Here is a 13769-nt window from a genome sequence, read left to right as displayed (position 1 = left end):
TTAATTGCCAATCAAAAAAAAATATGATAGTATTAATCTAAAAAATAGAGTAGCACTTGTGACGGGATCATCTCGTGGCATTGGTTATTATACAGCCTTAGAATTAGCAAAAGCTGGAGCGCATGTCATTGCTTGTGCTCGTAATGTTAGTCAATTAGAAGAACTAAAAAATACTCTACAAAAAACAAAAAAGAGCATAGACATCATGTCTTTTGATTTAAGAGACAACAAAGCTCTTGAATTAACCAAAACATATATTGCAAAACGTTGGGGAAAACTAGATATTTTAATAGCTAATGCTGGCATCCTTGGTCCCATTACTCCGATTTGGCAAATACGAGAAAAAAATTTTGAAGATGTTATGTCGCTAAATGTCAGTGCCAATTTAAATCTTATGCGTACTTTTGACCCTTGGCTTAAAAAATCTCATTATGGGCGAGCTATTATTTTATCATCTGGAGCAGCGCATAAATGTCGTCCATTTTGGGGAGCTTATTCTACTTCTAAAGCAGCAGTAGAAGCATTAGCACGTACCTGGGCAAAAGAAACATCCAATACTAATCTACGTATTATTAACATAGATCCTGGCCCAACGCGCACCTCTATGCGAGCACAAGCTATGCCGAGAGAAGATCCTAACACTATTCCACATCCACAAAAAATTGCAAAGATAATCTCATTATTATGTTCTTCTCAGACCATTGAAACAGGAAAACTATTTTCCGTCTCAAAAGAACGTTTTGTAGAATATTCTCTACCCGAATAAAACGTCAATTACTCTAAATGAACCTATCAAGACAAATAGACCTAGAATCATTACAAAACATATTTTTTCTTATACTTATTTTGGGGATAAATGCCAATTTTCATTGATAGAAATCAATATATTTAAGGATGGATTCTAAAAACTTCCATTGTTTGTAAATTTTCTACAACAAGCAAGACCCTTAATAATCTCCATAGCGGTAATAACACCAATAATTTTACCATCTGCGACAACCCCAATTTTTCCTGAGTTATCAGCGACCATATCAATAATATCTACCAAAGACATTTGCTTAGGAACTTTATTCACTATATCTGATTCATCTCCTTCCGAAAAAGAACGCATAATGTCACTCGCAACAAGTGTAGTAATAGGATTTAATTTTTGTACAAATTCAGAGACATAACCATTGGCTGGATGCAAAATTATTTCTTGTGGTGTACCGCATTGGATAATACGCCCCCCTTCCATAATCGCAATACGATTTCCTAATCGAAAAGCCTCATTAATATCATGACTCACAAAAACAATGGTTTTTTTTAACTGTTTTTGTAATGCTAATAATTCATCTTGTAGGCGCATCCTAATCAATGGATCCAATGATGAAAACGGTTCATCCATAAGCAAAATAGGAGCACCAGTAGCAAATGCTCGAGCAAAACCCACTCGTTGTTTCATCCCGCCCGATAACATGTTAATTTTGCAATCAGCCCATTTGGTCAAATTTACAATTTCAAGCTGTTCGGCGACCCTAGATTTTCTCTCTATGTCAGAGATATCAAGAAATTCTAATCCTAATTCAACATTACGCGCTACAGTTCTCCACGGCAAAAGTGCAAATTGTTGAAATACCATAGAAACAGTATGCATACGTAATTTACGCAGAACACTTGCATCTGTAGAATATGGATTAACAAATCCCTTATCCGTATCAACCAACACCTCCCCTCGTACCACAGGAGCTAATCCATTAATAGAGCGCAATAGAGTAGATTTACCTGCTCCTGAAAGCCCCATTAATACAAGAATCTCTCCTTTTTTTACTTCAAGATTAGCCTTAGTAACAGCTGAAACAATACGATAGGTAGAATCCTCATCTTCTTTCTTAATGCTACATTTAAACCTCTTTCGGATTTTCTTTGAAGATTCTCCAAAGACAATATCAACATCACGAAACTTTACTGCACAATCATTCATGTCATATCTCTTGGATCTGGAATACTAAACAAACGATCTAGTATAATTGCTATAATAACAATACAAAAACCTGATTCAAATCCTTTTCCTATATCGACTGTATTAAGAGCACGCAATACTGGCACCCCTAAACCATCGGAGCCAACCAGCGCAGTTACTACAACCATTGACAAAGACAGCATGATTGTTTGCGTCAAACTTGCTACAATCTGTGGTATTGCGAATGGGAGCTCTACTTTACGAAAAACCTGAAACGGCGTTGCTCCAAATGCACGTGCTGCTTCTTTAAGAACTGGAGGCGTTGAAATAATTCCCAGTCGAGTTAAACGAACAGAAGTCGGAATAGAAAACACAATTGTTGCAACCATTCCTGGAACCATTCCAAGACCAAAAAGAACTAATGCCGGAATAAGATACACGAATGTCGGAATAGTCTGCATAGAATCAAGCAATAAGCGTATGATGGAATAGAATCTTGGATACCAAGCGGCAAAAACTCCAAGAGGGACGCCTATTAACATAGAAATAGAGGTAGAAACTAATACTAAAGACAAAGTTTCCGTTGTTTCTTGCCAATATCCCTGATTAACAATCAATAACAGACCCATAGCCGTACCAACTGTAATAGCTATAGAGCGCTTAATAACTAATACTAACAAGGACAAAATACAAATAGATACTAATGGAGAAAAAAATTGGAGAAGGAATAAAATAAAGTTTACAATCTTAAGCAAGATAAATGATAAAAAACTGAAAAACCACTCTCCGTTGTTAGTAAGATATGAAAAAAAAGCTTGTAAATAATCGCCTAAGGGAATATGCGTCTGAATAATCCAATTCAATTTCTCATCCTATTTTTCATACAACAAAATTTCCATCCATATAACAACATAACCGCCAATTAAATATTTAGTTTTTTATAAATTTTTCCACTTCACTAAGGGGATCTTCTCCATTAAATCTTGTAACTCCCACAAGCCAACCCTTTAAAAGATCAGGATTAGAACGCAAAATATCCCTTCCAACAGATTTAGGATCTTTTTTATCATGCAAAACTAATTTCATCATCTCATTTTCTAATGCAACGGAAAATTTAATATTTTTGAGTAATCTACCTACATTAGGACATTTGTCTATATAATCCGAACGAACTACGGTATAAACGGATGCTTTTCCAAATCCAGAGATATCTTCACCACCGAGTAAATAATGTATATTAAGGTCAAGATTAATAGGATGAGGTTCCCAACTTAAAAAGACTGCGGGAATATTATTTTTTTGGTTGCGCCGAACTTGAGCAAAAGAAGCCTGTTCGGAAGCTTCTATTAAGCGAAAATTCTTAAGAGAAAACTTATCAGATTGAATCATATCCAAAATACGCTGATTACCGTTGTTTCCAGGATCAATGCCATAAATCTTATAGCCAAGCTGCTGACTATATTTTGCTATATCTTGATAGCTCTTTATGCCAAGTGCGAATCCTGCATCATTGACTGCAAGCATATATTTTGCTCCTTGAAGATTTTCCGCCACAACTTTAATCGATCCTTCTTTTACATATGGAGCAATGGATTTTTCATGTGATGGATACCAATATCCCATAAAGACATCTATATCTTTGTTTTTCAGTGCTCGAAGAGTAACGGGCATTGAAAGCAATTTAATATTGGTCTTATAACCCAATATTTCTTCCAAAATAACCGAAGTCATAGATGTCGTAGTCGTAATGTCAGTCCATCCAGTATCCGAGAAATGCACGGGCGCACAAAAATCAGAATCTTTGGCATAACCCATAGAAAATGCTGTAGAAAAAAAGACAATAAACCCTAATACTTTATACATCACTAAGTACCTTTTTTTGAATTTAATCACTGCAATCCTTACAACAGAGAATATTAAATTCTTTAATATCATAAAAAAATACGCATAATAAATAGTGATAAAAAACCAACAAACGCAATGTCAATTATTATCCGCAATAGAATGTGAAGATCTGACAAATCATCATTTAAAAGATACACATCACTCCTTTGTATACAACATTTTTCAAAGATAGAATGACTTTTTCTCTTCAAAAAATATGAATGATATTCACAGCATATATCCTCAAAAAATAAAATTTAACCTCTCCAAATCTTTCTGCTATTTCCTCAAATATCAGCCACTAAAAACGGAAAAAGAATGAGAGTTTGGGATTAAAGAACTAATCACATAGCAAACACTCATTTCTTAGAACTATAGCATTACCAAAATGATTTTTCTCTTCTTTTAAAAACTACTGTTATATGCTAAATGAACGCAATTAGAAAAATGAATATTTCAAACCATTTTCATGGTCTTAAACGTATATCATACCATGGACCTTGATTCCTCGCTACTACAGTATATAAACAATTTAAATATTATCTATAGAAAGGAACAAGTAATAAACAAGTTATTATCTCATCCTATTTTTTAAAAATATCATTAAAATAGCGTTTATTTTATATTTTTTATATCTATAAAGAAGAGGTAATGATTATCCCAAGTAAGAGTAAAATTGAAACTAATATTATAAATATTCATTAATGACATTGACCAAAGATTCTGATATAAATGACAAATCCTACAGATGAGGTATGATAAAATATATTAAGGAAAACAAACCTCTTCATGAAAATAAATTGTCCGAACATGTTACAAATGGCGTTATGGGGAATCTTAATATCCATAGCAATAACTTCTTTAAAGATTTTTGCATGGTATATTACTGGTTTTGTCTCATTGCTATCAGATGGTCTCGAATCCATCGTTAATATTATCACAGCAATTATATCTTTTTTTACAATAAAATATGCATCTCGCCCTGCTGATAAAACCCATCCTTTTGGACATCAAAAAGCAGAATATATTGCAGCCGTCGTAGAAGGGTTGCTGATGGTAAATATCGCATTGATAGCACTCTACGAATCTTGGAACAATTCTTATAGTCCCCTCTCTAACGATATTTCAATAGTAGGCTTGCTCATCAGCCTTACCGCTAGCACAATTAGTCTATTTTGGGGCAAATGGCTAATTTACTATGGAGAAAAAAAACATTCCGCTTCACTCAAAGCGAACGGAAAACATTTTATCTCAGATGTAATAATGTCCATAGGTGTTTTTTGTGGACTTTGCTTAACACTCATAACACAATATACTTCGCTAGATTCCATCATGGCAATTTTGATAGCTCTGAATATGTTGTATCAAGGATGGAAAGTAATATCATTTTCTATAAAAAATCTCATGGATGGCGCCGTCCAGCCAGAGTATTTAGAGAAAATAAAAAACATTATTGCACTCAACGCTTCTGGATCACTTGGAATCCATGATTTAAAAGTAAGACAGGCTGGCGCAACTTTTTTCATAAATTTTCACTTAGTAGTAGATTCAAATATGACGGTTTTAAACGCACATAAAATTTGCAATCACTTGGAAAAATCCATAGAAGAAGATATTAATCAAGCTATCATCACTATTCATATTGAACCTGAAAATGAACGGGTCCATGGAATTCACGTCCAATTATAGGGGGAGCAATGTCTGAAATCATATTAGATGGACTGTCGATTCTTGGAAGGAAAGCAAAAATTCACGATAATCCCAAAGAAGCTCCCCTAGAAAAGATTCCATCCAACCACAAAGATTGCAATTATGTTGTGAGGTTTACAATACCGGAGTTTACCTCACTATGTCCCGTTACTTCTCAGCCAGATTTCGCACATATAATCATAGACTATATACCCCAAAATTGGCTAATAGAATCAAAATCTCTTAAACTATTTACAACTTCTTTTCGTAATTATCCTTCTTTCCACGAAGATTGTTCTATTTATATTGCGAAGAGGTTAGTACAAGTCCTTGAACCAAAATGGTTGCGTATTGGTGCGTATTGGTATCCTAGAGGAGGCATGCCTATTGATATATTTTGGCAAACATCTTCTCCTCCAAAAGGCATATTCCTTCCCAATCAAGATGTTCCCCAATACCGTGGTCGAGGCTAGTTAAAAATAACTATTTCAGTCTCCTTCTTTTGCGACTCCACATTAAAAAATAGAGCTACTAATTTATTGAATTATAGCAGAATCACTTCTTTTACTCTGCACTTCTGGTGTACGAGATACTTTGTCCAAAACAGCATTAACGAATTTTGGCTCATCTCCGTAAAGAAAATCATGCGCTATGCAAACATATTCAGAGATAATGACCCTTACTGGAACAGAATGACATTCAATTAATTCAAATACACCCGCTCTCAAGATAGCACATAAAATCAAATCCAATCTAGAAAAGCTCCATTTCTCTGTCAGACAAGAGGAAATCAATGAATCAACAAGCTCTTTATTTTTGACAACACCATGCATGATGGTGTGAAACCACTCTAAATCAACTTGCGAATAAATATTGTCCTCATCTATATCCTTATCGGCACAAAATCGATGCATCTCATATTCAGAAATCACATCTACTAGACTACAACCAACTATATCAATTTGGTATAGTGCTTGTACCGCAGAAATCCTTGCTATCCCTCTTCGGAGAGCTAGCTTAACAGTTGTTTTATTATCTTGTATTGTCATGAAATCTATTGTTAAAAAAACCTTTTAATTCAATCATTGTGAGAACAGAACGAGCTGCACATCCCCCTCTATTTAAACAAGCAGAACTAACACGATCTAGGGCTTGTTTTTCGTTATCTACTACAACAATTCCATTCCCAATAGGCAAAGAATCCTTAATCGAAATATCTATAAGCCCACGTGTTACCGCCTGTGCTATAATATCACAGTGAGAAGTCTCTCCCCTCATTACAATGCCAAGAACGATAATTCCATTATACACTTGATAGGCAGTAGCATTCATTGCCATGCTAATAGCAGCTGGAATCTCTAAAACGCCTGGCGTTACCACCGAATCCCATTTCACATCCTTGTTGTTCAAAAAATTTACACAACCCTCAAGAAGCATTTTAGAAAGATTTTCATAGAAGCGTGCTTCTATAATCAAAACACGAGGAACCAAAACCGCCACTCACCAATACTCCACTACAATAAAAAAATCAGACAACCCCTCAACAAACCATCAAAATTTTACTATATTTTATTTAAAAGCAGTAAATGCACATAACCGAGAGATATACCGCATCATAGAATCAACTTCTATATTAATTAAATCACCTGTTTTATGCATACTCCAAGTTGTTTGTTCAATAGTATGGCGAATTAATAAAACATCAAAAAAATTATCCCCCACTAAATTCACTGTTAGAGATACTCCATTAAGGCATACAGATCCTTTAACCGCTATAAATTTCTCTAAGTTATGGGGAAGGCTGAGACGACAATATACAGAATCACCAAAAAAATCCATAAAAAGAATTTCTACCGTCCCATCAACATGACCAGAAACAAGATGTCCATCCAATTCATCACCTAATTTCATAGAACGTTCTAAATTAACAAAAGTACCTATCTCCCATGCAACCACATTGGTCAAACGATTAGTTTCTTCCCAAATCTCTACTTCATACCAATTGTTTACAGAGCTCTCGTCTGATAATTGCACAACTGTCAAACAAATACCCGCATGTGCTATAGAGCATCCAACTCTCATAGTGGAAGTATCATAGGATGTCATCAAACGCAACCGTAAGCCTTTGGCTATTGGCATGATAGCTATAATTTGTCCTATATCAGTAACGATTCCTGTAAACAAAAGTTTTTCCTTACATACTCAAAACAAACATCAGAACCAAAACCATCACGTCGAACACACATAAAATTATTTTCAATAAATTCCTCTTCCAAAGGAGAAGCAATACCACTTGTACCTATAATTTTCTGTGACTTATAAAGAATAATAGAATCAACGAATCCAGACATCATAAAAGAACGAGCTACCCTCGCCCCTCCTTCTACCAATAAAGAAGTAATACCACGATCTGCCAATATAGCTAATAACTTTTTCAAATCACGACAATTACAATGAACGATATCTACATTCTTTTTTTTTATAGAAAGAGCAAGATTACAATCATTTTTTTCAGTTACAATAATAACTGGCGCTAACGATGCTGTTTGCATAATCCTAGAAGAAAGAGATATTTTTAAATGTGGATCCAAAATGATACGAATAGGAGAACGATCTTTTAACCCATCTAATCTACAAGTTAATTCTGGATTATCAGATATTACCGTGCCTATACCAACAAGAATAGCATCTGACTGCGCTCTTAGTAAATGTACTTGCTTTCTTGAAATCAATCCCGTGATAGAAACATTACCACATCCAACTATCCCAATCATATTATCTTGTGATAATGCAAGCTTCAGAATTACATGAGAACGATTTTTTACTTGACGCGTTAAATAAGCTCCAAGAACTCTCTCTCCTTCTCTTTCTAATACCTTATCAACAACAATTCCTTTTTGTGACAACCACTGTAATCCACGCCCAGAAACTCGCACATCAGGATCAATAACACAGACAACAACACGACTTATTCCGGCTTCAACAATAAATTTTGCACAAGGAGGTGCTTGACCATAATGTGAACACGGCTCTAACGTGACATAAGCCGTTGCACCACGTGCTCTTTCTCCGGCTTCTTCAAGAGCTTGAGTTTCAGCATGAGGACGTCCTCCATAAGCAGTGACACCCCTTCCAACAATAATACCATCCTTTACGATCAAACAAGCAACAGATGGATTAGTCCCTGTCAATCCTGTCCCCCAACAAGAAAATCGTAACGCAACAGACATAAACCTTTCATCAAGAGAAGATAGGGACACTATATAAGTTCCTATAGTATAAAAAACAACTACTTGACTTCCGAACAAGCAAAATCATAGGTAGGGAAAAGAGAAATAAACTCTTTAACCTTATGAAGAACAGATAATTCTACTGAATGATTCAGTTCGCCGGACGAAAATCCATCAAGAGCTTCTGCAATCAACTCACCTATATATTCAAAATCTTTTTCTTTGAATCCTCTCGTTGTACCAGATGGCGTACCCAAACGAATACCAGAAGTGACAAATGGACTTTCTGGATCAAATGGAACACTGTTTTTATTACAAGTAATAGAAACCCGTCCAAGAATACTTTCAGCATTTTTACCTGTCATCTTCTTCGTACGCAAATCTACTAACATAAGGTGGTTATCCGTACCACCAGAAACAATATCAAATCCTAAAACTTGCATTTTCTTTGCAAGAGCTTGAGAGTTCAGCGTAATCTGCTTAGCATAATCTTTAAATCCAGGGCTTAAAGCTTCACCAAACGCAACTGCTTTAGCCGCAATAGAATGCATGAACGGACCTCCCTGTAATCCTGGGAAAACCGCACTATTAATCTTTTTAGCTAATTCTGCGTGATTAGTCATCACCAATCCACCACGTGGGCCTCTTAAAGACTTGTGTGTTGTCGTCGTAACTATATGACAATGTGGAACAGGAGATGGATGTTGCCCTCCTACAACAAGTCCGGAAACATGCGATATATCAGCCATAAGATATGCACCGACAGAATCGGCAATCGAACGAAAATGTTCCCAGTCCCAAAAGCGAGAATAGGCTGTTCCACCTACTATAATCAGCTTAGGCTTATGCGAAAAAGCCAAGCTTTTAACTTCATCCATGTCAAGCAAACCATCTGCTTCTCTAACATTATAAGGAATGGATTTAAACCACTTTCCAGACATGTTCACCGGCGATCCATGGGTTAGATGTCCCCCTGAATTCAAACTCAAACCCATGAAACTATCACCAGGTTGCATTAATGCCAAAAAAACTGCCTGATTCATCTGAGATCCAGAATGAGGTTGAACGTTAACAAAATTAACATCGAATAACTTTTTCGCCCGCTCAATCGCAATATCTTCAATATAATCGACATACTGACAGCCACCGTAATAACGATTGCCAGGATATCCTTCAGCATATTTATTGGTAAGAATAGATCCTTGTGCTTCTAAAACAGCGCGCGAAACCATATTTTCAGAAGCAATAAGCTGTATCTCATGATTCTGTCTACTCGCTTCTTTCCCAATAAGAGAAAAAATATCCGGATCAGATTCTGCCAAAGATTGATTAAAAAAATTATTTTTACACATTACAACCATGATACAATTCCTAATATCCCAATTTATAGAGCTTAGTACTCAAATTATCAGTTAAACGCACACACACATCCTCCGACAATAAATCTTCAAGTGGAATTTACAGGATACTTTCCTGGAAGAGGAATAGAATCGATGTAGACATTATCTAATCCATAAACATCATCCCGAAATTGAACAACTAAATCCTTTGTCGACCAAGCTGATATATAAACAAAATGTATCAGGACCTCCTTATCAAGCTTAACGGGAGTAGTTTTACGCGTTTTTATCACTTCTTCAATATCATGTCGTGACCAACCAGGCATGTTTTTAAGAAGCCATACGTTTAAATCGATTATATTTTTTACACGAACACACCCTGAGGTTTCAAAGCGTGCAGTTTGACTAAACAAAAAAGGTTCTGGAGTATCATGCATATAAGAGTTATTTTGACTATAGAATTCAATCTTAGTCGAAGCCATTGCATTATTCTTCCCAGAATCCTGCCGAAAAATGAAATGAGGAAGATCCGCACTATTCCAATCCACATCTTCTGGAAGAACTTCTTTCCCCTTATCATTTATTATATGGATATTGCTCTCTTTCAAATATTCAGGAGATTCCCGCACTAACTCCACCAAATCTTTCTTAATAATAGAGCGTGGAATAACCCAATATGGATTTAACATAATACGATCTATTTTAGAATGCAGAATAGGAGTCTGACGATCAATTCTTCCAACTATAGCGACACTACGTAATGCCACCTTATCATTTTCAACAGCTTCCATCGACGCAGAAGGAATATTAATTAACACATAACGACTACCCATCTTTCTTTTTAAAAGATTGCTAATGCGCAAAAGATTTACACGCAATTGTCTAAGTCTCAGATCCGCAGGAACGTTGATAGCCTTGAGAGTTGCTATATCAACAACTCCATCAGGAAATAGCCCATGCCTAGCTTGAAAAAATTTTACCGCAGATTCAACATATGAATCAAATACCGAAGAAAATCCTTTTGAAGAATCAAGATCACCTGAAATTATTAATCTTTCGCGTAATTTCTGTACTAAAACACTAGAATCACCTAAACGCAAAGGACGATTTGCCAATTGTTGCCAGCCACCCCTGCTAACTATATCTTGATAAAATACAATCGCCTTTTCAGTATTGGTAATTGTTTCATTACTAACAATTGCAGCATATGAATCAATCCCAATATCCGGACGAGAAAGCAACGTATCAAAACGATTATCCACATTAGCATGATACGATTCTTTAGTAATTTCATCTAATATATCAGCACGAACAGGATATTTCACAAGAAATAAACCCATAAGTAATATTAAATAAGTAAAAAAACGATGTACAACATTAATTATTTTTAAATAACTAATCATATTCCCTTCCCTATACAAGCCTTGTAACTAGAACATTATGCGAAAATAATATTACATATTTGCAACAATAACATAAAATAAAATAAAATCGCGAACATAATTATAAATACAAAGCAAACTACGGAATATTATGCATGGAAAGGGAAAATTGCTAACTTAAGCAATAAATACCTAATCAATTATTCTCATAAATTATATCTCTATTTGTCAAAGACGATATGCAATTTGATCTCCCCAAAAACGATTTAAACGCTGTAATAGTTTGTTCATTTCAATAAAGTCATCAACAGACAATCCTCCTACTTTATCAATCGACTCTATATGACGTTGATAGAGCTTAGAAATAGTTTCTGCCACCTCTTTCCCCGATGGAGTGAGACTAATCCGAATCGACCTCTTATCAATATGTGATCTTTGGCACTTAATGAAGTCAAGATCTATCATTTTCTTTAAATTATAGGATACATTAGACCCCAAATAGTATCCTCTCGAACGCAATTCACCAGCAGTTAATTCAAGGTCACCAATATTAAAAAGTAAAAGAGCTTGTACAGCATTGACATCACTGCGACCCTGCCTCTCAAATTCGTCTCTTGTAACATCCAAAAGACCTCTGTGTAAACGTTCAACTAAACGCAAACATTCCACATATAAAGAGGATATATTATTTTCCATATTACCATCTGTTTTTAAAATTATTTTTGATCCTATATTATTTTTCATAAATATGCCTCTTTGGTTTTAAAAATCATAGTTCTCGGAACCATGTAAAGAGAGATATTAACGCATAACTATTCAAGTTCTAATTAAAACTCAGCCTTAATTCCTCGTTATCAAATATAATATTTATATTATTAATATGAATTTTATTCCTACATACCAAAATGTTATAAATGTTACATGTTAAAAATACACATTTACTTTTAATATATTAAAATTAATATATCAAAATAAATATTTGTCAAAAAAAATCGCTCATTCCCATCATCTGGTTTTTAAATTTTTAAATGTTAATCTGGACAAATAACAAAATGAGCAGAGTCAAAAAACCACATTCTAAGATCGCTTAAAAACATACAATGAGCCATCCTTACACTCCAAAAATTAGTATTAACAGTATATTTTAATTTGATATTTTTAACTTTTCTCTTTATATTTTATATGATACTCCTTGATTAAATAGTACGAGAGGACAAGCATTTGTGCGATGCCAAATACAATGAGTCATAATATATGCTGCCATAAACGTATGAGACGCAATCGTAAAGCCATCTGGATACGAGAACTTGTTCGTGAACATCAGCTGTCCGTTAATGATCTCATCTTCCCTATGTTTTTAACTTCTGGGAAAAATATAATAGAACCAATAGACTCTATGCCTGGCATTAGTCGTATGAGCATTGATATGGCAGTAGAAAAAATAAAACAGGCTGCCGATTTAGGAATACCCGCTATTGCCATATTCCCTAACATACCAATAGACTTACGCGACAATACAGGATCACATATTATTGATCCTCATAATCTTATTAATGAAGGTATTCATGCTATTAAAAAAAATATTCCTGATATAGGTGTCATCACAGATGTTGCCTTAGATCCTTTTACTATACATGGGCATGATGGCATATTACGCAATGGTCAAATTATTAATGATGAAACCGTAGAGATCATCTCACAGGCAGCAGTAATACAAGCAGATGCAGGTGCGGATATCATTGCTCCATCAGAAATGATGGATGGACGCGTGCGCGAAATTAGAAAAAGACTTGATGATAAAGGACATATAAACGTTTGTATTATGCCTTATGCTGTCAAATTTAACTCTTCCTTCTATGGACCATATCGCGATGCAATTTCTACACGAGGACTTTTGAAAGAGGATAAGAAAACTTATTATCTTGATCCTGCTAACGCACAAGAAGCAATTCGTGAAGCCTCTATGGATATTCAAGAAGGCGCCGATATGCTTTTAATAAAGCCAGGATTGCCTTATCTAGATATCTGCTTTCGTATCAAAGAAAAATTCGGATTACCTACTTTTGCTTATCAAGTATCAGGTGAATACGCTATGATCAAAGCCGCTTCTATCCAAGGATGGATCGATCAAAATGACGCAATGATGGAAAGTCTGTTATCTTTTAAACGCGCAGGATGCGACGGTATCTTTACTTATTTCGCAATGGAAGCAGCTCATATTCTTAATCATTCTTAATTGCAACATCAGATTAAAATACCAAAAACAATCAGTTCACGATTACAATAGCGCGCGTAATATCTA

Annotated in this window: 14 protein-coding genes; 4 read left to right on the top strand and 10 right to left on the bottom strand. The window is 35.1% G+C overall.

Annotation, left to right across the window (positions count from 1 at the left end; translation table 11 throughout):
- Positions 1-4: 4 nt before the first annotated feature.
- The gene (locus CKC_RS02400; RefSeq protein WP_244391987.1) at positions 5-766 is read left to right on the top strand and encodes an SDR family NAD(P)-dependent oxidoreductase; all 762 of its coding nucleotides are present in this window, start codon (positions 5-7) and stop codon (positions 764-766) included.
- 135 nt (positions 767-901) lie between these two features.
- Here CKC_RS02400 and CKC_RS02395 read toward each other — a convergent pair whose 3' ends face one another.
- The 3 genes from CKC_RS02395 to CKC_RS02385 form a co-directional block, all read right to left on the bottom strand.
- Positions 902-1963, bottom strand: coding sequence for an ATP-binding cassette domain-containing protein (locus CKC_RS02395; RefSeq protein WP_013461893.1), 1062 nt, complete (start codon positions 1961-1963; stop codon positions 902-904).
- Positions 1960-2805 carry a choline ABC transporter permease subunit gene (gene choW, locus CKC_RS02390; protein ID WP_013461892.1) on the bottom strand — a complete coding sequence of 282 codons (846 nt, stop codon included), beginning with the start codon at positions 2803-2805 and terminating at the stop codon, positions 1960-1962. Before choW ends, CKC_RS02395 begins: the two co-directional genes overlap by 4 nt.
- Positions 2806-2872: 67 nt before the next feature.
- Positions 2873-3805: a glycine betaine ABC transporter substrate-binding protein gene (locus tag CKC_RS02385; RefSeq protein ID WP_013461891.1), complete on the bottom strand. Its 933-nt coding sequence runs from the start codon at positions 3803-3805 to the stop codon at positions 2873-2875.
- Between the two features lie 810 nt (positions 3806-4615).
- Here CKC_RS02385 and CKC_RS02380 point away from each other — a divergent pair.
- Positions 4616-5515, top strand: a complete 900-nt coding sequence (locus CKC_RS02380; RefSeq protein WP_013461890.1) for a cation diffusion facilitator family transporter — start codon at positions 4616-4618, stop codon at positions 5513-5515.
- Between the two features lie 8 nt (positions 5516-5523).
- Positions 5524-5988, top strand: coding sequence for a preQ(1) synthase (queF, locus tag CKC_RS02375; protein WP_013461889.1), 465 nt, complete (start codon positions 5524-5526; stop codon positions 5986-5988).
- Between the two features lie 63 nt (positions 5989-6051).
- Here queF and nusB read toward each other — a convergent pair whose 3' ends face one another.
- From nusB to ldtR, 7 genes are all read right to left on the bottom strand, one after another.
- On the bottom strand, positions 6052-6564 hold the full coding sequence (nusB, locus tag CKC_RS02370; RefSeq protein ID WP_013461888.1) for a transcription antitermination factor NusB: 513 nt from the start codon (positions 6562-6564) through the stop codon (positions 6052-6054).
- Positions 6548-7015, bottom strand: coding sequence for a 6,7-dimethyl-8-ribityllumazine synthase (gene ribH / locus CKC_RS02365; RefSeq protein ID WP_013461887.1), 468 nt, complete (start codon positions 7013-7015; stop codon positions 6548-6550). The genes nusB and ribH overlap by 17 nt, the downstream gene beginning before the upstream one ends.
- A 69-nt stretch (positions 7016-7084) precedes the next feature.
- A complete protein-coding gene (locus tag CKC_RS02360) occupies positions 7085-7699 on the bottom strand; it encodes a riboflavin synthase (protein ID WP_013461886.1) in 615 nt (204 codons plus the stop codon).
- Positions 7672-8775, bottom strand: a complete 1104-nt coding sequence (gene ribD / locus CKC_RS02355) for a bifunctional diaminohydroxyphosphoribosylaminopyrimidine deaminase/5-amino-6-(5-phosphoribosylamino)uracil reductase RibD (RefSeq protein ID WP_013461885.1) — start codon at positions 8773-8775, stop codon at positions 7672-7674. Before ribD ends, CKC_RS02360 begins: the two co-directional genes overlap by 28 nt.
- A 29-nt stretch (positions 8776-8804) precedes the next feature.
- Complete coding sequence (gene glyA / locus CKC_RS02350; RefSeq protein ID WP_013461884.1) at positions 8805-10106, bottom strand: serine hydroxymethyltransferase; 1302 nt, start codon at positions 10104-10106, stop codon at positions 8805-8807.
- A gap of 86 nt (positions 10107-10192) precedes the next feature.
- Positions 10193-11488 carry a L,D-transpeptidase family protein gene (locus CKC_RS02345; RefSeq protein WP_013461883.1) on the bottom strand — a complete coding sequence of 432 codons (1296 nt, stop codon included), beginning with the start codon at positions 11486-11488 and terminating at the stop codon, positions 10193-10195.
- Positions 11489-11695: 207 nt separating this feature from the next.
- Positions 11696-12211 (bottom strand): transcriptional regulator LdtR, encoded by a 516-nt coding sequence (gene ldtR / locus CKC_RS02340; protein ID WP_013461882.1) that lies wholly within the window; start codon positions 12209-12211, stop codon positions 11696-11698.
- 484 nt (positions 12212-12695) lie between these two features.
- Between ldtR and hemB the strand changes: the two genes are divergently transcribed.
- On the top strand, positions 12696-13703 hold the full coding sequence (hemB, locus tag CKC_RS02335; protein WP_013461881.1) for a porphobilinogen synthase: 1008 nt from the start codon (positions 12696-12698) through the stop codon (positions 13701-13703).
- Positions 13704-13769: the final 66 nt, after the last annotated feature.

Source organism: Candidatus Liberibacter solanacearum CLso-ZC1 (assembly GCF_000183665.1).
Taxonomy (GTDB): Bacteria; Pseudomonadota; Alphaproteobacteria; order Rhizobiales; family Rhizobiaceae; genus Liberibacter; species Liberibacter solanacearum.
This window is presented reverse-complemented; position numbering and strand designations above follow the sequence as displayed.